The organism is Actinotalea sp. JY-7876, assembly GCF_014042015.1.
GTDB lineage: Bacteria > Actinomycetota > Actinomycetes > Actinomycetales > Cellulomonadaceae > Actinotalea.
Genome location: NZ_CP059493.1, coordinates 2,963,977 through 2,987,829, shown reverse-complemented (window position 1 = coordinate 2,987,829; position 23,853 = coordinate 2,963,977). Strand labels below are relative to the sequence as shown.

Below are 23,853 nucleotides of genomic sequence, written 5' to 3'. Positions count from 1 at the left end.
AGGTCGTTCACCCGGACGGCTCAACTCGGCACCGCGGCGTGCCGATGGTCCGGGAGCATGGTGCTGTACCGCAGCGGACGACGGTCCGCCGAGGGTGACGACGGGGAGGCTCGTGCGCACGTCCTGGGGCTCTGCGACCGACCGCGGGCGCGTCCGCAACCTCAACGAGGACTCGTTGCTGGCGTACCCGCCGGTCTTCCTCGTGGCGGACGGCATGGGCGGGCACTCCGCCGGAGACGTCGCCAGCCGGCTCGCGGTCGAGGAGTTCTCGCAGCTCGCGGGCCGCACGTCCGCGTCGCCCGACGAGATCCACGCGTGCTTCCACCGCACGGCCTCGCGCCTGCGGGGAGCGGTCCAGGCCGGACGCACCGCCGGCACCACGGTGGCGGGCGTGGCCATCGCGGCCCACGACGGTGGCTCGTACTGGCTGGTGTTCAACATCGGTGACTCGCGCGTCTACCGGCTCGCCGGGGGTGAGCTCGAGCAGATCAGCGTGGACCACTCGGTGGTCCAGGAGCTCATCGACCGCGGGGAGCTGTCCCCGCACGAGGCGGTGGGGCACCCCGACCGCCACGTCATCACGCGCGCCGTCGGCACGGGCGCCGAGCCCGAGCCGGACTACTGGCTGATCCCCGCCGGGACGGCCGACCGCGTCCTGGTCTGCTCGGACGGGCTCACCACCGAGCTCGAGGACACGACCCTCCTGCGCGTCCTGTCGACCGTGGCCGACCCGCAGGAGGCGGCCCAGGTGCTCGTCACCGCCGCGCTCGAGGCGGGCGGCAAGGACAACATCAGCGCCGTCGTCGTGGACGTCGCGATCGCGACCGACAGTCCCGACGTCGAGACCACCGTCCGTGCGCCGGACCGTGACGTCGCCGTGGCGGGTGCCGTTCGTCGGGCCGACGCGGCCCGCGACGCCGCGTGGGACGAGGAGATCGACGGCGCCACCATCCCGCGCTCCCCGTCCGCCGTGGGCGCCCGCGCGACCGAGCCGGAGGGCCCCGCGGGCCCGGCCGGCGCCAGCTCCACGGAGGTGCCGTGATGATCGTCCCCCTGTACGCCCCCGGCGAGTGGGTGGCCGTCGTGACCGACGGCCGGATCGCCCTCGTCCCGCCGACCACCGATGCCGCGCTCGTGCGCGACCTGTGGGACACGGTGCGTGCGGGTGCGGGGCTGACCGGGGCGCTCCAGGTGCTGCTGCGCGGCGGGATCGCTGAGCTCCCGCCGTTCGCGCTCGTCGCGGTCGAGTCCGACCGCGCGCACGTCATCGTGCGGGGCGAGCTCGAGGTCGAGATCACGGGCGCGCGGTCCCGCACGCTCACGGGCGCCATGGTCTCCACCTGGGCCGAGGAGATCCACGCCGACGTCGAGTCCGTCACGGTCCGGACCCCCGCCCTCGGCGGGGCGTCCACCGACGGGGCACTGCCCGTGCTGTCCGGCGTCGTGCGCGCCGCGGGCGTGCGGGTGGAGACCAGGTCGGGTGCGGCCGCCCAGCCCGTCCCCGCGACGGCGCTCATCAGGGACGTCCCGACGGCAGCGGCGCCCGCGCCGACGCCGGAGCCGCAGCCCACGCCGGAGCCCGAGCCCACGCCGGAGCCGGAGCCGCAGCCCGCCCTCGAGTCGGAGCTCGAGTCGGAGCCCGAGCCTGAGCCCACGCCTGAGCCGGAGCCGGAGCCCGAGCCGGAGCCGGAGCCGGAGCCGGAGCCGGAGCCGGAGCCGGAGCCCGAGCCCGAGCCGGAGCCCACGCCCGAGCCCGAGCCGGAGCCCACGCCCGAGCCCGAGCCCACGCCCGAGCCGGAGCCCGAGCCCGAGCCCACGCCCGAGCCCACGCCCGAGCCCGCCCCGGAGCCCACCCCCGCGCCGGAGACGCGCGCGCTCGCGCGTCATGCCCTGCCCCGCGGTCGGGTCGAGCCCGAGGATCTCGACGACCTGGAGTACACGCTGCTCCAGGCGCCCGCCGCCGCCCCGCAGTCCGCGCCCGCACCCGCGCCCGCGCCGGCACCTGCGCCGGCGCCCGTGCCGGCCCCTGCCGCGGCGCGCGTCCCGCAGCCGGTGGCGACGTCGCCGGTCTCCGGGGCCGAGGACCACGACGGCATGACGGTCCTCAGCTCCGACGTCGTGGCCCTGCGCCGGCAGCTGCCGGACTGGGCGGGCGACGCCGTGCCGGCGCTGGCCGTGCCGGACACCCGGACGCCGCCCCCGGCCAAGATCCACCTCTCCTCGGGCCTCGTGGTCTCGCTCAACCGCCCGGTGCTGCTCGGCCGGGCGCCGCAGGTCTCACGGGTCTCCAACAGCGAGCTGCCGCGCCTGGTCACGGTGCCCAGCCCGAACCAGGACATCTCCCGCACGCACTGCGAGGTGCGGATGGACGGCGAGGACGTCCTGGTCACGGACCTGCGCTCGACCAACGGCGTCCTGCTGCTGCGTCAGGGCCAGGGCCCGCAGCGCCTGCACCCGGGCGAGCCGACGGTGGTCGAGACGGGCGTCGTCGTCGACCTGGGGGAGGACGTGACGTTCATCGTGGAGCGCGGCACGTGACCGCTCGACGCGAGCCGTCGTCCCCGCCCGCCATCCCGGGCTACGAGTCCGTCCAGCTCCTGGGGATGGGCGGCTTCGCCGACGTCTTCCTCTACCGCCAGCTCATGCCGCGCCGCTCGGTCGCGGTCAAGGTGCTGCTCGCGAGCCACCTCGGCGACGACGTGCGCGAGCGCTTCCGCACCGAGGCCGACCTCATGGCGACGCTCTCGCACCACCCGTCGATCGTCACCATCTACCACGCCGACGTCGCTGCGGACGGCCGGCCCTTCCTCGTCATGGAGTACTGCTCGCGCCCCGGCCTGGGCCAGCGGTACCGCAACGAGCGCATGGGCGTCGCGGAGGTCCTGCGCATCGGCGTCCGGCTCGCCTCCGCGGTCGAGACGGCGCACCGCGCCGGCATCCTGCACCGCGACATCAAGCCCGCCAACGTCCTCATCACGGACTTCGGCTGGCCGGCCCTGACCGACTTCGGCATCGCGGCCACGACCGGCTGGAGCCAGGGGAGCGCGGTCGGCATGTCGATCCCGTGGTCGCCCCCCGAGCTGCTGGCCGAGAACCCCACGGGTGACGTGCGTGCCGACGTGTACTCGCTGTCGGCGACGATCTGGTCCCTGCTCGCGCGCCGCTCGCCGTACGAGGTCGTCGACGGGTCGAACACCGCGGCCGACCTGATCTCCCGCATCGAGCGCGGCGCGCTGCAGCCGACGGGCCGCGGCGACGTGCCGGAGAGCCTGCACGCCGTGCTGACGCGCGCCATGGACCGCTCGCCCGAGCGCCGGCACCACAGCGCGCTCGCGTTCGCGCGGGCGCTGCAGCAGGTCGAGGCGGAGCTCATGCTCCCGCTGACGCCGCTGGACCTGCCCGAGGAGGCGTCGCTCCCCTCGGAGGACACCCACGAGCGCGAGGACCAGGGCGACTCCACCCGGCTGCGCCCCGTGCAGAGCGTGTCCCCCGACGCGGCGCCCGCCGTGGTCACGGCCGCGCCGGTCGGCGGCATCCCCGGGCCCGCGCAGCAGTTCCCGTCCACCGTGCCGGAGCAGGCGCCGACGGGCGTGCCCGAGGCCTGGCAGCGGGCGGCCGCCCAGACGGCCGCGGACCCCGAGCCCGAGCCTTCCGGCAGCGGCAGCGGCGCCGGTCGCGTCATCGGCGCGAGCCTGGGCGGTGTCGTGGTGGTGGCGGCGCTCGTGGTCGGCGGGGTGTTCGCGTTCCGCCCGGACCCGGGCGTCGAGCCGACCCCGACGCCGACGGCCGTGGTGCCGTCCATCCGCGCCGTCCCGGCGCCGGAGGCGCTCGAGGGCGCGGTCGAGGACGGCGCGGCCGTCTTCACCTGGGAGAATCCGGACCCGCAGGAGGGCGACAGCTACCTGTGGGGGGTGAGCCTCGCGGGCACGGAGCCGCAGCTCGAGCTGGTCGGCGAGGAGACGGTGACGGTGACGCCCGTGGTCCCCGGCGAGCAGCTGTGCGTCGAGGTCTCGATCGTCCGCTCGGACGGTCGCTTCTCGACCAGTCCGGCCACCGCCTGCGTGCAGGCCTAGGCGCACGACGACGACGGGGGTGGGATGAGCGGGACGGTGCGGAACGCCACGCGCACGGTGACGACGCGGCGGCGACGGTGGACGACCGTCGTCGGTGCCTCGGTCGTGCCCGCGGTCCTGGCCGTGCTCGCGCTCGTCTACCCGGGCGTGCCCGTCTCGCAGGTCGATCTCAACGACGGCGCCGTGTGGCTGACCAACACCTCCGAGCGCAAGCTTGGCCGCTACAACGCCCAGATCGACGAGCTCAACGCCGGGCTCGTCACGCAGGCGCTCGACTTCGACGTCCTGCAGGACGAGGGCGACGTCCTGCTCACCGAGAACGGCAAGGTGTCCGTCGTGGACGCCGCGAGCGTGGCGCTCGTCGCGCAGATCTCGGTCCCGTTCGGCTCGCCCGTGACGATGTCGGGCGGCACCGCTGCCGTGGTCGTCGACGGAGACGTCTGGGCCCGCACCGTCCCGACGCTCGGCACGCTCAGCATCGAGACCGAGGACCCGGACCTCGAGCTCGGCGGCGGCGGCGTCGCGGTCGTGGCGCGCGACGGCTCCGTGCTGGCCGCCGAGACCGACGGGACGCTGCACCGGATGACGGTGGCCGACGACGAGCGGTCCACCGAGGAGGACGGCGCGCTCGCGGGCGAGCCGGCGGGCGGCTTCGGCCAGGTCACCGCGGTCGGCGACCAGCTCGTGGCCCTCGCGGGCCTCACCGTCCACACGCCGACGGGCTCGGCGGACCTGTCCGAGTACGGCTCGGAGCTCGTGCTGCAGCAGCCGGGGCCGCGCTCCGACGTCGTCCTGGTGGCGACGGGGACGTCGCTGCTCGAGGTCGCGCTCGACGGCGGCCGGGTGCGCGAGCACGAGACGGGCGGCAGCGGCCGCGCGGCCGCGCCCGTGCGCGTCGGCGCGTGCGCGCTGGGAGCGTGGGCGACCGCCACCGGCAGCTACGTGCAGCGCTGCGGCGACGGCGAGGCCGAGGTCAGGGACCTCGAGGGCATGACGACGTCGGACCGCCTCGTCTTCCGCGTCAACCGCGACGTCGTCGTGCTCAACGACACGCTCAAGGGTCGCCTCTGGGTGCCCATGGAGGACCCGGAGCTGCGCGAGCCGAACTGGCAGGACATCGAGCCGCAGGAGGAGACGACCCAGGACGACGAGCAGTCCGAGAGCCGCGACAGCACGCAGAACCTGCAGGCGGAGTGCTCGGCGCAGTCGTCCGCACCGTCGGCGGAGGACGACGAGTACGGCGTCCGCGCGGGGCGCACGATGATCCTCTCGGTCATCGACAACGACTCCTCCTCGGACTGCGGCATCCTGGCGGTCAGCGAGTTCGAGCCGATCCCCGAGGAGTTCGGCGTCGTCGTCCCGATCTACGGCGGGCGCTCCTTCCAGCTGACGACGCGCCCCGACGCCACCGGCTCGGTGGAGTTCACCTACACGATCGACGACGGGCGCGGCACCAACGCGCCGTCGACGGCGACCGTGCGCCTGACGGTGCGCGACGCCTCCGAGAACGGCGCGCCCGTGCAGCTGCGGGTCAGCTCCGTGACCGTCGAGGCGGGCGGCTCCATCGCCTACGACGTCCTGCCGGACTTCCGGGACCCGGACGGTGACCCGCTCGTGCTCGCCGGCGCGGTGGTGGACGGCACCGGCACCGTCCGCACCCGCCAGGACGGCGTCGTGACGTACTCGGCCGACGGCGGCTCCCTCGGGCGGCAGACCGTCGTCGTGCAGGTCTCCGACGGCAGCGAGACCGTCGAGGGCACCCTGTTCGTCGACGTGCGCCCCGCGGGCTCCGTGCCCCCGACCATCGACCCCGTCCACGCCGAGACCTACGTGGACCAGCCGGTCGTCGTCCGGCCGCTCGACAGCGTCCGCAGCGGCTCGCGCGAGCCGGTCCGGCTCGCCGGGGTGGAGCAGGTCCAGGGCACCACGCTCACGAGCGACCTCGAGGCCGGGACCTTCACCTTCTCGGCGCCGACCCCGGGCGTCTACTACGTGACCTTCGTGCTCGCGGCGTCGCCCCAGCAGGTCGAGGGGGTCGCCCGCATCGACGTCAAGCAGCGTCCCGACCAGACCCCGCCGCCCGTAGCGGTGCTCGACCGCGCGCTGCTCCCGCCGGGTGGCGACGTCACGATCGCCCCGCTCGCGAACGACGTCGACCCCGGGGGCGGGGTCCTCGTCGTGCAGTCCGTGGAGGTCCCCGGCGACACGGGCCTGCGCATCGCGGTGATCGACCACGAGCTGCTGCGCATCGACTCGACCCGCGTGCTCGAGGCGCCGGTCACCGCGACGTACACGATCTCCAACGGTGCCGCGACGGCGACCGGCGAGGTCCTCGTCCAGCCCATCCCCGCGTCCGCGACGCAGCAGCCGCCCGTGGTGCCCAACGTCGAGGTCTCCGTGCGGACGGGCGGCGTCGTGACGATCCACGCGCTGCGGGACGCCTACGACCCCGACGGCGACCAGCTCACGCTCCTGCCGACCCTCGTCGAGCCGCTCGGCGAGGGCGAGGGCCTGATGTTCGTCTCGGGCGACGCCCTGCGCTACCAGGCGCCCGCCGAGCCGATGGAGGTGCACGCGACGTTCGAGGTGGCCGACGAGGTCGGGAACCGGACGGCGGCCACCGTCACGGTGAACGTGCACGCGTCCGACCGGGGCAGCAAGGCGCCGCCGCGCCCCCGTGACCTCACCGCGCGCGTCTTCGCCGAGGACGTCGTGCGCATCGACGTCCCGCTCACCGGCATCGACCCCGACGGCGACGGCGTGTACCTGCTGGGCGAGGACCGCGCGCCGGCCAAGGGCCGCATCGTCGCCACGGGCGCCGACTGGATGGAGTACGAGGCGCTGCCGGGGGAGTTCGGCACCGACACCTTCACCTACGCGGTCGAGGACTGGGCCGGCCGGCGCGCCGTCGGGACCGTGCGCGTGGGCATCGCGCCGCGCCCCACGACGTCGGCCACGGTCGTGAGCCGCAACGACGACGTCACGGTGCGCCCGGGGCAGAGCGTCGAGGTCCGCGTCCTGGCCAACGACGTCGACACGGGCGGCGGTGAGCTCACGCTCGACGAGGAGCTGATCCTGGCCGAGGGCGTGGACGCCGAGGTCGAGGGCCGCCGGATCGTGGTGCGCACAAGCGAGGTCGGCGTCCTGCAGATCGGGTACACGGCGCGTAACGAGCGCGGCGGCGTGGGCACCGCGGTGCTGACGGTGGACGTCCGCGAGGACGCCGAGATCCGCCCGCCGGTCGCGCGCGACGTCGTCGTCCCGGCGACGGACACGATCAACAAGACGACCGTCGCGGTGGACGTCCTGGAGACCGCGGAGAACCCGTCCGGCCCGCTGAGCGACCTCGAGGTCTCGGTGCACCCCTCGGCCGCCGACGTCGCGGTCGCGGAGGGCCGCACGGTCGTGGTCACCCTCGGTGAGACCGCGCAGACGATCCCGTACGTGCTGACCAACACCCGGCCCGAGGCCGACGGCGTGCGCTCGTTCGCGTTCATCACGGTGCCGGCCCTCGGCGACTTCCCGCCCATCCCGCGGCCCGGCGCGCCCACGCTCGAGATCGTGGCGGGCGAGCCGCTCGAGATCGACCTGGACGAGCAGATCCAGGTGGCCCCCGGCCGCAAGCCGCGCCTGACGGACGCCACCACGGTCACGGCGACCAAGTCCGACGGCACGCCGCTCGTCGTCGACGACCGCACGCTGCGCTACACGGCGCAGCGCGACTACGCCGGCCCGGCCTCCATCTCGTTCGAGGTGACCGACGGGACGCCGTCCGACGTCGACGGCCGGACCCGCGTCATGACGCTGTCCATCACGGTGCTGGCCGCGGAGGACTACCCGCCGACGTTCGCGCCGTCGGTGCTCGAGGTGGCCCAGGGCGAGACGACGCAGGTGGACCTGCGGGCCTTCACCTCGAGCGCGGGGATCGCGTCCGGGCAGGAGCGCTACACCTACGCGCTCACCTCGCAGCCGCCGCTCGGCGTGACGGCGACCCTGACCGACTCGGTGCTGACGCTCAGCGCCGAGGAGGCGGTACCGAAGGGCACCGTCGGCGGCCTCGGGCTCGCCATCGGGTACGGCACGGCGCAGAGCGTCACCGCGCAGGTGGACTTCCGCGTCACCGCCTCGACCCGGCAGCTCGCTCGCCTCGTCGACCGCCTGGTGCCGGACGGCGTCGAGGGCGGTGCGTCCACGGTCAACGTGCTCGAGGGCGCCTTCAACCCCTTCCCGGACACGCCGCTGACGGTCGTGGACGCCATCGTCGAGACGCCCGGGGCGGGTACCGCCGGCGTCGCGGGCAACCAGGTCACCGTGCGTCCCGCCGCCGGGTTCATCGGCCAGATGGTGACCCGCTACCGCGTGCGCGACGCCACGGGCGACGCCGCCCGCGAGGTCGAGGGCCGCATCACCGTCGTCGTGCGCGGCCGCCCCTCGCAGCCCGCACCGCCCCGCGTGGTGGAGGTCCGCGACCGGACCGTCGTGCTCGCGTGGGACGCGCCCGCCAACAACGGCGAGCCGATCACGGGCTACCGGCTCACCGGGCAGCCGGGCAACATCGTCACCGAGTGCGCGAGCACCACGTGCACCGTGGGCAACCTCACCAACAACGTCGAGTACACGTTCACGGTGATGGCCAAGAACGCCGTGAACTGGTCGGACGCGAGCGCGGTCTCGCTGCCGGCACGCCCGGACGCGAAGCCGTCGGCCCCGGCGGCCCCGCAGCCGGTCGGCCCGGGGTGGGGCAACGGGTCGATCTCCGTGCAGTGGACGCCGCCGGCGAACACGGGCTCGCCGATCGTCCGCTACGACCTGGAGATCAGCCCCGCGCCGCCGGGCGGCTCGGCGAGCGCCACCACCGCCGGGACCGCGCACACGTTCACGGGGCTCGCCAACGGCACGGCGTACTCCGTGCGCGTGCGCGCCGTGAACCTCGCGCCCGAGCCGGGCGACTGGAGCGCGCCGTCGGCCGCGCTGGTCCCGGCCGGGCCGCCGGGCGCTCCGGTGAACGTCGCCGCGACGAACTCGCCCATCGGCTTCTTCGGCAACGGCGAGATCACCGCCACCTGGGCGCCCGGCCCCGAGAACGGGGACCCGGCGCGACAGTTCCTCGTCACCGTCAACGGCTCGACCGTCGAGCTGCCCGGGAGCGCGCGCAGCCACACCTTCACCGCCGAGCGGGGACGCCCCTACAACGTCTGCGTCGTCGCCCGCAACAAGGCGGGCGACTCGCCGTGCGCCTCGACCACGGGTGAGGTGTGGAGCCAGCCCTCGGGGCCGCAGTCCGTCGGTGCCCGCCAGGGCGGCGGCGAGGGCGACCCGGTGGCCCCGGGTGCGGCGACCATCGTGCTCTCCTGGGAGCCGCCCGCCGACACCGGCGGCGCCAACATCCAGATCAAGCGGTACGAGATCGAGGGTGTGGGCACGTTCGGCCCGGGTGAGCGGTCGGCCACCGTCACGAACCGCACCGGCGGTCAGACGTACAGCAGCTACCGGATCCGCGCGGTGAACAACCGCGACGCTGTCGGCGAGTGGGTGGCCTTCCCGGCCGTGACGCCGACCACGGCACCGTCCGAGCCGCGCGGGGGAGCCATCTCCGTTCCCGCCGACCCGACGACCCTGACCGTCTCGTGGCAGCCGCCCAGCGCCACCGGCGGGCTCCCCGTCACCTACCAGTACCGCTACCGCGCCGGCTGGAACCGTCTCGTCGGCAGCGGCATCAACTGGGGTGACGGCCTGGGCGACGGCTGGAGCGGGTGGACCGACGCGGGTGCGGGGACCACCTTCGGTCCGCTGAACCTGCCCGGGCAGATCCGCGACCGCGGCGGCCGGATCGAGGTGGAGGTCCGCGCCAGCAACGGCCGCGGCTCCAGCCCCGGCGTGCTGTTCATGGAGAAGGACGTCGACCCGGCACCGCCGCCGCCCCCCGACCAGGGCGGCGGCTGACGCCCGCCCGCTCGCCCTGACCACCCCCGCACCACCCGAGGAGACACGCACGTGACGATGAGCCCTGAGCAGAGCGCCTGGTTCGCCGAGACCTTCGACGCGCTCGTCGCGAACGTGGGACAGGCGCTCCTGGGCAAGGACCAGGTGGTCCGGCTCGCGCTGACCTGCATGCTCGCCGAGGGGCACCTCCTGCTGGAGGACGCCCCCGGCACCGGCAAGACCTCCCTCGCCAAGGCGATCGCGGCGACGGTCCAGGGCACGCACAGCCGGATCCAGTTCACGCCGGACCTGCTGCCCTCCGACGTCACGGGCGTGACGATCTACGACCAGAACACCCACCGCTTCGAGTTCCACCAGGGTCCGGTGTTCGCCTCCGTCGTCCTCGCGGACGAGATCAACCGCGCCTCGCCCAAGACGCAGTCCGCGCTCCTGGAGGTCATGGAGGAGTCCAAGGTCACGGTCGACAAGGTCTCCCACCCGGTCGGCCGGCCGTTCATGGTGATCGCGACGCAGAACCCCATCGAGCAGGCGGGGACCTACCGCCTGCCGGAGGCCCAGCTCGACCGGTTCCTCATGAAGACGTCGCTCGGCTACCCGGACCACGACTCGACCGTGCAGATCCTCGCCGGCTCGGCCGAGCGGGACCGCACCGCCCACCTGACCGCGAAGATCACGACGAACGCCGTCGCCGAGATGGCGCAGCTCGCGTCCACGGTGCACGCGGACGCCGCGGTGCTCGACTACGTGGCGCGCCTGGTGCAGGCCACGCGTGACGACGCGCAGACGTCGCTCGGCGCGAGCATGCGTGGCGCCCTGGCGCTCGTGCGCTGCGGCAAGGTCTGGGCCGCCTCGCAGGGGCGGGGGTACATCATCCCGGACGACATCAAGCTCCTGGTCGACCCGGTCCTGGCGCACCGCATCATCCTCGACACCGAGGCCGAGTTCTCGGGCGTGACCGCGACGCAGGTCGTCGCCCGCGTCCTCGCCGAGACGGCACCGCCGGCGGCGCGGGTCTGACGTGAACCTGCTCCGAGCCGCCGGGCGCGCCGTCGCCCGCGTCCTGCACCCCGTCTCCCCCCTGGGCTGGGCGGCGCTCGCGTGCGCCGTCGTGCTGGGGGCCGGGGGCTGGTGGCTGGGCTGGGTCGAGCTCACGGTGGTGGCCACGGCGCTCGGCGGTGCGGTCGCGGTCTCGGTGCTGCTCACCCTCGGTCGCTCGACGTACGAGGTGGACCTGGACCTCTCGGACAACCGCGTGACCGTCGGGCAGCGCGCCGTCGGACGCCTCGTGGTGCGCAACACGTCCCGTCGCCGCCTGCTGCCCGCCCAGATCGAGCTGCCGGTGGGCAAGGGCTCCGCGGACTTCCACCTGCCGTCCCTCGGCCCGGGCGGGGAGCACGAGGACGTGTTCGCGATCCCGACGACCCGCCGCGCCGTGGTCGTGGTCGGTCCGGTGCGCTCGGTGCGCGGCGACCCCCTCGGGCTCCTGCGGCGCCGCGTGCGCTGGACGGACCCCGTCGACCTGTACGTCCACCCGGAGCTCGTCTCGCTCGCGGGCGCCGCGTCGGGCGTGCTGCGCGACCTCGAGGGCCAGGCGACGCGCGTCGTGTCCGACTCCGACATGTCGTTCCACGCGCTGCGGGACTACGTGCCGGGCGACGACCGCCGCCACATCCACTGGAAGACGTCGGCCCGCATCGGCGAGCTCATGGTGCGCCAGTTCGAGGACACGCGGCGCACGCACACGGCGATCGCGCTGTCGACGTCGACGGACGACTACGCGAGCGCCGACGAGTTCGAGCTCGCCGTCGCGGCCGCCGCGTCCATCGGCGTCCAGGCGCTGCGCGACGAGCGGGACCTCACGGTCCTGGCCGGCGAGGGCAGGCTGCGCACGGAGAACCCGCCGCGGCTCCTCGACGACTGCGCGGGCCTCGAGGCCGCCGCCGACGGCCGCCCCACCGACCGTCTCGCGCAGTGGGTGGCGCGGGAGGCGGCAGACGCGTCCGTCGCGATCCTGGTGACGGGTTCCGTGCCCGGCCGCAGCGACCTGCGGGCCGCGGCCCGGCAGGTCCCCGTCGGCATCCGCACCCTCGTGCTGTCGTGCACCGCGGGCGGCGAGGTGGAGGTGGCGACGCACGGCGTGCTGTCGCTCGCGCAGCTCGGGTCCCTGGCCGACCTGCCGCGCGTGCTCCGCCGGGTGGTGGCCGGATGAACCCGGAGCAGCAGTCCTCGGGCCGGCGCGCGCTGGTCGACGCGCTCGTGCTCATGGCGGCGACCGCGCTCGCGCTGCTGCCGCTCGTGCCCGTCTACGGCCTGCGCGCCGCGCTGCCGCCGGTCGTCGGAGGGGTCCTGCTCGGCGGCGGCATCGCGCTGCTCGCCGCGCGCCGCCGCTGGGGCACCATGCTCACGGCCGGCGCCATGATCGTGGCGTACCTGCTCGCCGGCGCGGCGCTCGCGGCGCCCACGACCGCGTGGCTCGGCGTCGTGCCGTCCCCGAGGTCGCTCGTGCTCCTGCTCAGCGGGGCCGTGACGGTGTGGAAGCAGGTCCTCACGCTCGACCCGTCCCTGGGCGGCAGCGGCAACCTCCTCGTGGCGCCCTACCTGCTGGGCTTCGGTGCCACGGCGCTCGGCGTGAGCCTGGCCCGCCGTGCCTCGCCGCGCCGTGGCGCGTGGGCCGCCGTCGTGCCGCTGGTCGTCCTGGCCCTGTCGGTCCTGCTCGGCACCAAGGTGACGGTGCAGCCGGTCGCCGCCGGGCTGGTCCTCGTCGCGCTGCTCGGCCCCTGGGTCGCCTGGCGCCGCGGGACGCTCGCCCCGCGCCGGGTCGTCTCCCTGCTCGTCATGGCCGCGGTCGTGGCCACGAGCGGCGCGGTCGCCGGGCCCGTCCTGGGCACCGACCGCGCACGCTTCGTGCTGCGCGACGAGCTCGTGCCGCCCTTCGACCCCAAGGACCACGCCAGCCCGCTCTCGGGCTTCCGGCAGTACATCAAGGAGTGGCAGGACACGGACCTGCTCACGGTGCGGGGCCTGCCCGAGGGCACGCCCGTGCGGCTCGCGACCATGGACGCCTTCGACGGCGTGGTCTGGAACGTGGCCGGCTCCGAGACGGCGGAGGGCTCGGGCCAGTTCCGCCGCGTGGGCGAGACGATCCAGACCTCGGTGCGCGGCGAGGAGGTCGAGGTCGAGGTCGAGGTGCACCGCCTGCCGTCGGTCTGGCTGCCCACCGTCGGCTACTCGCAGCGCTTCGACTTCGCCGGGTCCGACGCGCTCGAGCTGTCCGGCGACCTGCGCTACAACGACGCGACGGGCACGGCGGTGCTGGCGGACGGGGTCCCCGAGGGCACGCGCTGGACCGCCCGGGTCGTCGTGCCGCCGGTGCCCGACGACGACGAGATCGGCACCGCGACCGTGAGCCCGGTGCGCCTGCCCGAGCCGCAGGCGGTCCCGGAGGCGGTGCCGCTGTTCGCGGGCGACATCGCGGGGACGGCGACCTCGCCCGTGCTCATCGCGCGCACGCTCGAGCAGGGACTCGTCGAGCGGGGGTGGTTCAGCCACGGCATCACCGAGGCCGGTGACTACCCGTCGCTGTCCGGGCACGGCGCCAACCGGCTCACGACCCTGCTCACGGACGAGCTCATCGTCGGCGACAGCGAGCAGTACGCGTCCGCGATGGCGCTCATGGCTCGCGAGATGGGCCTGCCCGCACGCGTGGTCCTCGGCTTCCTGCCGGACGAGGACCAGGAGGGCGCGGAGGAGATCACCCTGACCGGCGACGACATCCACGCCTGGGTCGAGATCTCGTTCTCCGGCCACGGCTGGGTGCCGTTCTACCCGACACCGGACGAGTCGAAGACGCCGCGCGAGGACACGCCCGACGAGGTGGCCGAGCCCCAGCCCCAGGTCGTGCAGCCGCCCCCACCGCCGCAGGACCCGGTCACGCCGCCCGACGACGACACCGAGCAGCCCCAGACGGACACGCCGCCCACCCCGCCGGTGGTGCCGGCGGCCTGGCGCGCCGTCGCACTGCTGGCCGTCGCGGTCCTGGGGCCGCTGCTGCTCCTCCTGGCCCCGTTCGTCGTGATCGCCGTGGCCAAGGGGCGACGGCGCAGGCGGCGCCGCGCCGAGGGCGTCCCCGTCGACCGCGTCGTCGGGGGCTGGGAGGAGGTCCTGGACGAGGCCCGGGACCTGCGGGTCCCGCCACCGCCGCTCGCCACCCGCCGCGAGACCGCCGTGCACCTGGCCGAGGCCTTCGCGGCCGGGGCGCCGGCGGGCCGCAGGGCCAGGAAGCGCGCGGCCCGGCCCGGGCCGCCCGCCTCGGCGCACGGCCGGCACGCCGCGGGCGTCGGTGCGCCCGTCGCGGGGCTCGCGGCGGGCGCGGACGCGATGGTCTTCGGTCCCGGGGACCCCACGCCGCAGCAGGTCGAGGCCTACTGGGCCCAGGTCGACGCCGCGGTGCGCGCCATGCACGCCGCCGTCCCGGGCGGCAGGCGGCTGCGCGCCAGGTACTCGACGTCGTCCCTGCGTGCCCGCCGCGCGGCGGAGCGGGCGTCCCGCCGCAGCGCGCGGCGGGAGGCCCGGCGGGTGGCGCGGAGCACGGTGAGCGCGGGCCACGGCGTCGTCGAGTGACGGGCCGCGTGCGCGACGTCAGGTGACGTCGCGCACGCGGAACACCGCGCCGGTGAGCGCCACGAGGAGGGCGCTCACCACGAGGAGCCACAGGCCGCCCTGCCCGAGGGAGACGGCGTGCTCGACGCCCTCGCAGACGGTCCCCTGGGCGCCCACGGTGCACTCCTGGGTCCAGTAGGTGGTGCCGTCCTGGACCCATGCCAGGACGTTGGTGCGCAGCAGCCAGGGCTGCAGGTCGGGCCACAGGCCGCTCACGAGCGACTCGACGACCAGCGCCCAGCCGGCGAGCACGCCGAGCGCGGCGGCGGTGTGGCGCAGCAGCACGCCCAGCGCGGCGCCGAGCACGCCCGCGACGCCGCCGAGCAGGACCAGGCGCAGGGCGATCCCGCCGATCTCGCGCCAGCTGGCCGCGGTGGCCGTCCCGGTGGCGTCGTTGGCCGCGTGGGCGATCCAGACGCCCCCGACGAGGAGCAGGACGAGCACCGTGACGACGACCAGCGCGACGGTGCCGGCGGCCGCGAGCTTCGAGGCGAGCACCGCGGTCCGGCGGGGCACGAACGTCAGCCACGTGCCCATCGCGCCGGTCGTGAGCTCGGCGGCGGTCGCCGTCACGCCCAGCAGGACGGCGAGGAAGGCGAGCAGGAGCGCCGTCGTCGCGAGCACGCCGGGCGCGGCGGAGGCGAAGTCCTGCGCCTGGGGCACGAACCACTCCTCCTGCGGCGCGGTCATCTGGTCGCAGCCGTAGTCGACGTCCGTCCCCGTGGCCTCGCGCTCGGCGGCCTCGGCCTCCTCGCAGTCGGCGATCATCTCCTCGCCGTTGAGCTCCCACTCCTCCAGCGCGGCCTCGTACGAGCGCTGGGCCTGCTCGAGGTCGGCCGCGGACAGCGGGCGGGAGCTGAAGAAGACCCCGATGGCGACCAGCACCACCGTGGCCAGCCCGGCCCCGACGACCGCCACCAGCATGCGGCGCGCGAGCAGGCGCCGGACCTCGACCGCGAACAGCCTCATCGGGCACCTCCGCCGGTGGTGCGCCGGGTGGGGGCGCCGAGCGTCTCGCTCGCGGTCAGCTCCAGGAAGACGGTCTCCAGGCCCGCGCGCACGGGGGTCAGCTCGTGGACCCACAGCCCTTGCTGCGCGAGGAGGTAGGTGACGCGCGCGGGATCCGGCTCGCCCTCGACCAGCAGGTGGTCACCCTCGCGGCGCACCTGTGCGCCGGCGGCGCGCAGGGCCTCCGCGGCCCGGTCCGGTTCGCGCACCCCCACCCTCACCTCCGCCGTGCGGTCGCCGATGACGTCGGCGACGCTGCCGCTCGCGAGCAGTCGGCCGCGCCCGATGATCGAGACCGTGTCGGCGACCTGCTCGACCTCCGCGAGCACGTGGCTGCTCACCAGGACCGTGCGGCCCTCGTCGCCCAGGCGCCGCATCGTGCGGCGGATCTCGTGGATGCCGGCCGGGTCGAGGCCGTTGGTCGGCTCGTCGAAGATGAGCAGGTCCGGCGACTTGAGGAGCGTCGCGGCGATCGCGAGGCGCTGCTTCATGCCGAGCGAGTAGCTGGAGTAGCGGTCGTCGGCCCGGTCCGCCAGGCCGGTCTCCTCGAGCACCGCCCCGACGCGCGTGCGCGGCGTGCCGATGCCGTCCGCGAGCAGCGTGAGGTTGCGGCGCCCCGAGAAGGCCGGGAAGAGCTTGGGCGCCTCGACGATCGCGCCGACGCGGTGCACCACCCCGGGGAGCTGGCGGGGGACCTCGTGGCCGAAGATGCGCGCGCTGCCCGAGTCGGGGCGCACGAGCCCGAGCAGCATCCGGATCGTCGTCGTCTTGCCCGACCCGTTGGGACCGAGGAACCCGTGGACTCCGCCCGCGGGGACGGTCAGGTCGAGCCCCGCCACGGCCACCCGGCGGCCCCGCACCGTGCGGTAGGTCTTGCGCAGGGCGTGGGTCTCGACGGCGACGTCGGCGCTCATGGTCCTCCTCGGGCCGCGGGGGGCGGCGCTGGGCCGACGCTAGCGGGCCCCCGGGACGGACCGCCGCGCGGCGCGCCGATCTTGGAACGCGCGGCTCCCGCCCCGGGGGACCGGTGCGGAGGTCAGAGCGTCGCGGGCGTGAACGAGAGCTGGACCACCTGGCGGCCGTTGTCCCGCGTGATGAGCTGGGCACGCCCCGCGACGCCGGGCACCGGCTTGGCGCCGCCGATGAGCGCCCCCTCGTCCGGGCTGCCGGACATGACGATGCCGGGCGCCGCGAGGTCCTTGAGGGACTGCAGCACGGGCTCGTACATCGACCGCGCGGCACCACCCGTGCGCCGGGTCAGCACGAGGTGCAGGCCGACGTCGCCGGCCTGCGCCAGCAGCGGGACCAGCGGGGTCAGGGGGTTGCCCTGCGACGTCGCCACGAGGTCGTAGTCGTCGACGAGCACGAAGACCTCGGCCCCGGACCACCAGGACCGCGCGCGCAGCTGCTCGGGCGTGACGTCCGGGCCGGGCAGGCGCCCCTTGAGGTACTCCGCGATGCCGGCGATCTCGTCCTTGGCCTGGTCCTGCGTGGTGAGGTAGCCGGCCAGGTACTCGTCCGGGATCTCACCGAGCAGCGAGCGGCGGAAGTCGATCGCGAAGATCTGGGCCTGCGCGGGGGTGTAGAGCCGCTGGACCTCGACCGCGACGCCGCGCAGCAGGGCCGACTTGCCGGCACCGCCGTCGCCGAACGCGTACAGGTGCGACTCCTCGCGGGGGTCGATCCCGACCGGCGCGAGCGCGGCCTCGTCGATGCCCAGGAGGATGTGCCGGTCGTCCACGCCGCGACCCTGGGCCGCCATCTCGCGGACCTGCTCGAGCTCGACCATCTCGGGCAGCAGCCGCAGCTTGGGCCCCGCCGGTCCCTGCCACGCGGCGTTGACCGCCTCGATCATCTGGTCGACGCCGGCGCCGAGGGAGGCGGAGTCGCCGTCGCCGTCGATCCGCGGCAGCGCGGTCAGCACGTGGTGCTTGGTCGTGGTGATGCCTCGGCCCGGCCGGTCCTTCGGCACGTTGACCGCGACGCGCCGGTCGATGTCCGAGTCCATCGGGTCGCCCAGGCGCAGCTCCAGCCGGGTCCCGAAGACGTCCTTGACCTGCGAGCGGAAGTCCATCCAGCGGTTGGCCGTGGCCACGAGGTGCAGGCCGAAGGTCAGGCCCCGCCCGGCGAGCGTCTGGATCTCGGCCTCGAGCTCGTCGAACTCGGCCCGGATCGTGCTCCAGCCGTCGACGACGAGGAAGATGTCGCCGTAGCCGTCGTCGACCAGGCCCTGGGCCCGGCGCTGCCGGTACGTCTCGATCGAGTCGATGCCGTTCTGACGGAAGTAGAGCTCGCGCGCGTCCACGATGCCGTCGATCTCGGCGATGATCCGCCGCACGACGTCGGGCTCGGCGCGGCTCGCCACGCCCGCGACGTGCGCGAGGCGCGTCATCGGGCTGAACGTGCCGCCGCCGAAGTCGAGGACGTAGAACTGGACCTCGAGCGGGGTGCACGTGAGCGAGAGCGCCGTGACGAGCGAGCGGGCCGCGGTGCTCTTGCCCGTGCGCGGGCCGCCGACGATGGCCATGTGGCCCGCGGCGCCGCCGAGGGAGAGCGTGAGGTTCTCCCGGCGCTGCTCGAGCGGCCGGTCGACGATGCCGAGCGGCACGGTGAGGTCCCCGGCGCCGCGCCACCCGGGCGAGTGCAGCCCCAGGGTCGGGTCGGCGACGAGGTCGGGCATCAGCTGGTCGAACGTGTGGGGCACGACGAGCGGCTCGAGCCAGACCTTGTGCGCCGGGCGGCCCTTGCCCGCCATGCGCTGCACGGCGATGTCGAACGTCGCGCGCGTCTCCTCGGGCTCGGCCACCTCGACCACGGGCGCGGCCTCGAGCTGCGGGGCGTCGCTGGTCACGGGCGCGGCGGTGAACAGCTCGATCCGCTCGTTGGTGGAGCGTCCGGCGGGGCCGCCGCGCGCGGCGCGCCGCCGCCCCTTCGGCGGGCCGGAGACGTAGGACGCGCGGAACTGGATCATCGACGTCGTGTCGGGCTTCAGGTACCCCATGCCGGGCACGGCGGGCAGCGTGTAGGCGTCGGGGACGCCGAGGACCGTGCGGGACTCGGCGGCCGAGAACGTGCGCAGGCCGATCCGGTAGGACAGGTGCGACTCGAGGCCGCGCAGGCGCCCCTCCTCGAGGCGCTGCGAGGACAGCAGGAGGTGCATCTGCAGCGAGCGGCCGAGGCGGCCGATCGCGACGAAGAGGTCGACGAACTCCGGCTTCGCGGAGAGCAGCTCGGAGAACTCGTCGGCGACGATGAGGAGCGCGGGCAGCGGCTCGAGGTCGGTGCGCCCGCCCGCGCGGGCCTTCTCGTAGTCCGTGACGTTCGCGAAGTTGCCGGCCGCGCGCAGCAGCTCCTGGCGCCGCGTCATCTCGCCCTGCAGGGCGTCCTGCATGCGGTCGACGAGGGTGAGCTCCTCGCCGAGGTTGGTGATGATCGCCGAGACGTGCGGCATGTCGGCCATGCCGGCGAACGTCGCTCCACCCTTGAAGTCGACGAGGACGAAGTTGAGGTCCTCCGACGAGTGGGTCAGCGCGAGCGCGAGCACGAGCGTGCGCAGCACCTCGGACTTGCCGGACCCCGTCGCGCCGATGATCAGGCCGTGGGGACCCATGCCCTGCTGCGCCGACTCCTTGATGTCCAGGGCGATCGGCTGCCCCTGGCTCGTGAGGCCGATCGGCACCCGGAGCCGGTCGCGCTGCAGGCGCGGGCGCCAGTGCACGTCGGGGTCGAAGTCGCGCACGTCGCCGATGCCGAGCAGGTCCACGAGCTCGGCCGAGACGGCGGGCGAGTCCTCCGCGCGCGGGCCGGACTCGAGGTAGAGCGGCATGAGCCGCCGCGCCGCGGCCTCGGCGTCCGCGACGGACATCCGGTCGGCCGACGCCTCGAAGGGCGCGCGCCCCAGGTGCAGCGCCTCGACGGGGAGGCGAGGGGCGCCCGACGGCGTGCGGCCGGCGCCGACGCGCGAGCCGAGCGTGAGGCGCAGGGTCCGCGGGTCGGCGAGGTCGTCCCACCGCTCCGGCAGGTCCAGGACCGTGACGCCCATGACGCCGTCGGACGTGAGGATCGCGTTCCCGGCGGGCACGTCGCCCCCGTCGACGACGACGAGCAGGTGCGGGAGCAGCGGCGTCTCGTTCACGCCGAAGCGGGGCCGGTCGGGCAGGCCCTCGGGCAGGAGGTCCTCGAGGTCGGTGAGCGAGGCGCCGATCATCCGCGCCGGGCCGACGGCGTCGCGCACGCGGGTGCTGTGCGTGTGCGGGAGCCACTTGGCCCAGTCCCACTCGCCGAGCGCCTGGGGGGAGGCGACCACGGCGATGCGCAGGTGCTCGGGGGAGTGGAACGCCGCCAGGTGGCTGACCATGGCCCGGGCGAGGCCGCGCACGTCGGCCTCGTCGCCGGTGATCTCGACCCGCGCGACGGAGCGGACGTCCACCGCGACGGGGACGTCGTGCTGCGTCTGGTGCGTGACCATGAACCGGTGGGCCGCCGACGCGGCGACCGGGTCGAGCTGCGCGAGCGGGGCCGTCTCCGGCGGGTCGAGCGTCAGGCACAGGGCCTGGTCGGCCAGGCCGATGCGCACGTCGAGGAAGTCCTCGTGGTCGGGCTGGCGCTCCCAGACCCGCGAGCGCTCCTCGGCGACCACGGCCAGGGCGGTGGGCTCCGGGTTGTCCCACAGCGCCCGGCGGCGCTGGGCGCGGGCCGCCTGGCGCACGGTCTCCCGCAGCTCGGAGAGGTACGCGAGGTACTCCCGGCGGGCGCCCACGACGGTGGCCTGGTGCTGCGAGCGCTGGCGCCAGCCGTTGACGAAGACGAAGCCGAGCGAGGCGACGAGGAACATGCCGCCCGCGATCATGCCGCGCGTGCCGGGCGTCGCGAGGGCCACGAAGACGATGGAGCCGGCCGAGCCGAGCATCGGGATCAGCGTGGTCAGCATGCCGCTGATGCCGTCCGACGGGGTGATCTCGGGCGGCGGGAGGACCTGGATCCGGCCCGCTGGGACGGACGGGGGCGCCACCCGCGTGCTGGAGGGGCCGGCGAGCGGGGGTGCGGTCATCTCGTCGGGCTCTCCCTCGTGCGCTCCTGGGCCTCGAGACCCGGCGCACACCCTAATATGAGCGCGTCCAGCCGCGCGCGAGCTTCCAGGGAGTCGGTGTGATCTCACCCGCCCGGTCCTTGGTCGGACTCCGTCTGGGTGACCGCTCGGTCGACGTCGCGGTCCCGCACGGCACCCCGGTCTACGACGTGCTGCGCGCGACGGGCGCCGACCTGGACGACCCGACCCTGACGGTCGTCGACTCCTCGGGGCAGCAGGTCGACATCTACTCGACCACGGGCGAGCACCTGTCGGACGGCGCCGTCCTGCACGTCCTGACGCGGCCCACGGCGGTCCGCGTCGCGAAGGGCGGCCGCCGCGACGTGCACGACCCGACGGTCACCCGCCCGACGACCTCGCCCTGGTGGCTCGGCGTCGCCGGCGCCGCGGCCGTCGTCGTCACCGCCACCGTCGTGCTGGGCATCGGGCGCGGCGTCGCCCCCGCGACGGACCGCTGGATCCTCGCCGCGACGCTGCTCGTCGCGGCGCTGGCGCTCGCCGTCACCCCGCGACGCCCGGGCACCGCCGGCTCGCTCTGGCCGACCGTCGTCGCGGCGCTCACGGGCGCCGCCGCCGGCGCGGCCACCGTCGACACCGGTCTGGCGGCCGCCGCCCAGCTGCTCGTCGTCGCAGCCCTGACGGGGGCGACCGTCGCGACCGCCGCCCGCTGGGGCGCGACGCGCCGTGCCCGCGACGAGGCCGCCGACCACGCCCTGATCCTGCTCGTCGTCCTCGCCGGCGCGGCGCTCGTGTGCGCCGGCGTCGTGCTCATGGGCCTGCCCCCGGTGCTCGCGGCCGCCGTGCTGCTCGGTGCCGTGCCGCTCGTGCTGCGTGCCCTGCCGAGCATGTCCGTCGACGTCCCGGACGAGCAGCTGGTCGACGTCGCCCGCGTCGCGTCGTCCGCCGTGGGCGTCCGCACGCCCGAGCCCGAGCCGCTCGGCGCCGTGAACCACCGCATGGTCCAGCGCACCGTGCACAGCGCCGAGCGCCGGCGCGACGTCGGCACGGTCGTGGTCTCGCTCGTCCCGCCGCTGACCGCCCCCCTCGTGCTGGCGAGCGCGGAGCAGGGCGGCCTGACCGGGTGGGCCTCCCTGGTCGCGGTGCTGCTCGTCGCGCTGTCGCTCGGCCTGCAGCCGCGCACGACGCGTGGCGCCGTCGTGCGCTGGGCGCCGCGGGTGTCCGCGGGCGTGCTGCTCGTCGAGCTGGGGCTGCTGGGCGCGGCGGTGGGAGGCCCGGTCGCGCTCGTCGCGACGGGGACCGCGGTGGGCGTGGGTCTCGGGGTGGCCGCCCTGAGCCTGTCCTTCGGGCGCGGGTGGCGCTCGGTCGGGTTCTCCCGGCTGGCCGACGGTCTCGAGGGCCTCTCGACCACCCTCGCACTGCCGGTCAGCCTGGTCGGCGCGGGTGCCGTCGAGGTGCTCCGGTTGATCACGTCCGCCTGACGCCCCGTTGCTACGCTGACGCCCGACCCGACGCACGTGGAGGTGAGCCCGACCGTGGAGACCACCTGCCCCACGTGCCACGCCGCCGTCGCACCCGGCAGCTCCTTCTGCACCCGGTGCGGCTCCGTCCTCGGCGTCCGGGAGATCGCGCCCGACGTCGGCGGCGGCCAGCAGTGGGGCGGCGCGCCGCGACGCGACCGCCGCGCACGCGGCGCCGCGGGTACCACGCCGCCGCCGCCGGCGCCGGCCCAGGTCGCCCAGCTGGATGCCGCGTGGCGGCAGGTGAGCGCCGCGCCGCAGGCCGCCGCCGCCGCCTACGCGAGCCCGCTGGGCCCGGCGTTCGACGGCGTCTCCCCGGCCGGTGCGGGCCGCCGCGTGGCCGCCTACGCCATCGACGTGGCCGTGGCCGCCGTCGTGGCGGGGGCGGTGTGGTGGTTCACCCGGTCGTGGGTCTACGCCGGCCTGGCGGCCGCGGAGGTCGCGGCCGGACTCGTCGTGTGGGAGGCCCGCAGCGGCCGCACGGTGGGCAACGTGGTGCTGGGCCTGCGCTCGGCCCAGGACCACCTGCCCTACGCGCCGGGCCTGTGGCGCTCCGTCGTGCGCGCCGGGGTGCTGGCCGTCGGGCATCTCGGCCTCGGCCTCGGGCAGTGGCTCGTCGTCGCGTCCAGCGCGTTCGACGGCTCCGGGCGGCGTCAGGGCTGGCACGACAAGCTGGCCGGCACGGTCGTCGTCGACATCCGGGACCTGCGCCGCGAGGAGGCGCCCGTCGCCTTCCAGGCGCCGGTCGTCACCGGGGCCGACATCGACGGCATGGAGTACCGCGTCACCGCGCCGAAGGCACCGCCGCCGCCGCCGCTCCGCACGGCCCCGACGTCACCGCCCCCGCCGCCCGCTGCCACGACGGCGCGCGCCGCGACGCCCGTGTCGCCGCCGCCTCCGCCCGCGACCACGCCGGTCGAGGCGCGTGCCGCCGCCTCCCCTCCGCCGCCGCCCGCGAGCGTCGCGACGCCTCGCGCCACGACGGCGCCGGCCGCGACGGCGCGGGCCGCGACGCCTCCTGTGCCGCCGCCGCCCGCGACCACGCGGGCCGAGGCGCGTGCCGCCGCCTCGCCCCCGCCGCCACCGGCCGCCCCGGCGCGGACCGACGCGCCCATGCCCACGCCCACGCCCACGCCCCCGCCGCCTCCGGCCGAGGTCGCCGCGGCAGCCTCGACGCCCCCGCCGCCGCCCGCCGCCGCCGCGAGGTCCTACGTCGTGACGCTCGACGACGGCCGCGCCATGACGGTGTCCGGGCCGGGCTACGTGGGCCGTCGCCCGCAGGCACCCGCGGGCGAGCGCGTGGACCACGTCATCGAGATCGAGGACCCGGGCCGCTCGCTGTCACGCACCCACGCGCGCTTCGGCATCGACGACAACGGGTTCTTCGTCGAGGACAACGGCTCGGCCAACGGCACGGCCGTCCTGAGCGCCGACGGCTCGGCGGTCCGGGGCGCGCCCGGCGAGCGGCTGGTCGTCCCGCCGGGCGGGACCGTGCGCCTGGGGGACAGGACGTTCACCGTCCGGCCCTACGCCTGACGGACCGGCTTCCACCCGGCGAACGCGCCGGCCAACGCGAGAGGAGCCCCCGACCCGGCCGGGTCGG

12 protein-coding genes are annotated in these 23,853 nt (G+C 75.5%); 9 read left to right on the top strand and 3 right to left on the bottom strand.

The features are described from left to right. Nucleotides 1-94: 94 nt before the first annotated feature. From H2O74_RS13760 to H2O74_RS13730, 7 genes are read left to right on the top strand one after another with little or no spacing between them, the layout of a single operon-like run. Nucleotides 95-1,042 (top strand): PP2C family serine/threonine-protein phosphatase, encoded by a 948-nt coding sequence (locus H2O74_RS13760; protein ID WP_255491644.1) that lies wholly within the window; start codon nt 95-97, stop codon nt 1,040-1,042. Beyond that, nucleotides 1,042-2,538 (top strand): FHA domain-containing protein, encoded by a 1,497-nt coding sequence (locus H2O74_RS13755; protein WP_182112092.1) that lies wholly within the window; start codon nt 1,042-1,044, stop codon nt 2,536-2,538. The genes H2O74_RS13760 and H2O74_RS13755 overlap by 1 nt, the downstream gene beginning before the upstream one ends. Further along, complete coding sequence (locus H2O74_RS13750) at nt 2,535-4,073, top strand: serine/threonine-protein kinase (protein WP_182112091.1); 1,539 nt, start codon at nt 2,535-2,537, stop codon at nt 4,071-4,073. Before H2O74_RS13755 ends, H2O74_RS13750 begins: the two co-directional genes overlap by 4 nt. Before the next feature lie 24 nt (nt 4,074-4,097). Further along, nucleotides 4,098-10,016 (top strand): tandem-95 repeat protein, encoded by a 5,919-nt coding sequence (locus H2O74_RS13745; RefSeq protein ID WP_182112090.1) that lies wholly within the window; start codon nt 4,098-4,100, stop codon nt 10,014-10,016. A gap of 57 nt (nt 10,017-10,073) precedes the next feature. Continuing rightward, a complete protein-coding gene (locus H2O74_RS13740; RefSeq protein ID WP_182112089.1) occupies nt 10,074-11,033 on the top strand; it encodes a MoxR family ATPase in 960 nt (319 codons plus the stop codon). A 1-nt stretch (nt 11,034) separates the two neighbouring features. After that, nucleotides 11,035-12,225 carry a DUF58 domain-containing protein gene (locus tag H2O74_RS13735; protein ID WP_255491643.1) on the top strand — a complete coding sequence of 397 codons (1,191 nt, stop codon included), beginning with the start codon at nt 11,035-11,037 and terminating at the stop codon, nt 12,223-12,225. Next, nucleotides 12,222-14,636: a transglutaminase-like domain-containing protein gene (locus tag H2O74_RS13730; protein ID WP_182112088.1), complete on the top strand. Its 2,415-nt coding sequence runs from the start codon at nt 12,222-12,224 to the stop codon at nt 14,634-14,636. Before H2O74_RS13735 ends, H2O74_RS13730 begins: the two co-directional genes overlap by 4 nt. Before the next feature lie 18 nt (nt 14,637-14,654). On the opposite strand, the gene H2O74_RS13725 is transcribed toward H2O74_RS13730, so the two are convergent. From H2O74_RS13725 to eccCa, 3 genes are all read right to left on the bottom strand, one after another. Continuing rightward, nucleotides 14,655-15,644, bottom strand: a complete 990-nt coding sequence (locus H2O74_RS13725) for an ABC transporter permease subunit (protein ID WP_182112087.1) — start codon at nt 15,642-15,644, stop codon at nt 14,655-14,657. Beyond that, nucleotides 15,641-16,597: an ABC transporter ATP-binding protein gene (locus H2O74_RS13720; protein ID WP_182112086.1), complete on the bottom strand. Its 957-nt coding sequence runs from the start codon at nt 16,595-16,597 to the stop codon at nt 15,641-15,643. Before H2O74_RS13720 ends, H2O74_RS13725 begins: the two co-directional genes overlap by 4 nt. 122 nt (nt 16,598-16,719) lie before the next feature. Then, entirely contained in the window at nt 16,720-20,733 is a 4,014-nt protein-coding gene (eccCa, locus tag H2O74_RS13715) for a type VII secretion protein EccCa (protein WP_182112085.1), read from the bottom strand. A 98-nt stretch (nt 20,734-20,831) separates the two neighbouring features. Here eccCa and H2O74_RS13710 point away from each other — a divergent pair, with 98 nt between their 5' ends. After that, the gene (locus H2O74_RS13710; RefSeq protein WP_182112084.1) at nt 20,832-22,211 is read left to right on the top strand and encodes a hypothetical protein; all 1,380 of its coding nucleotides are present in this window, start codon (nt 20,832-20,834) and stop codon (nt 22,209-22,211) included. A gap of 42 nt (nt 22,212-22,253) precedes the next feature. Continuing rightward, nucleotides 22,254-23,786 (top strand): RDD family protein, encoded by a 1,533-nt coding sequence (locus H2O74_RS13705; RefSeq protein ID WP_182112083.1) that lies wholly within the window; start codon nt 22,254-22,256, stop codon nt 23,784-23,786. Nucleotides 23,787-23,853 lie beyond the last annotated feature (67 nt).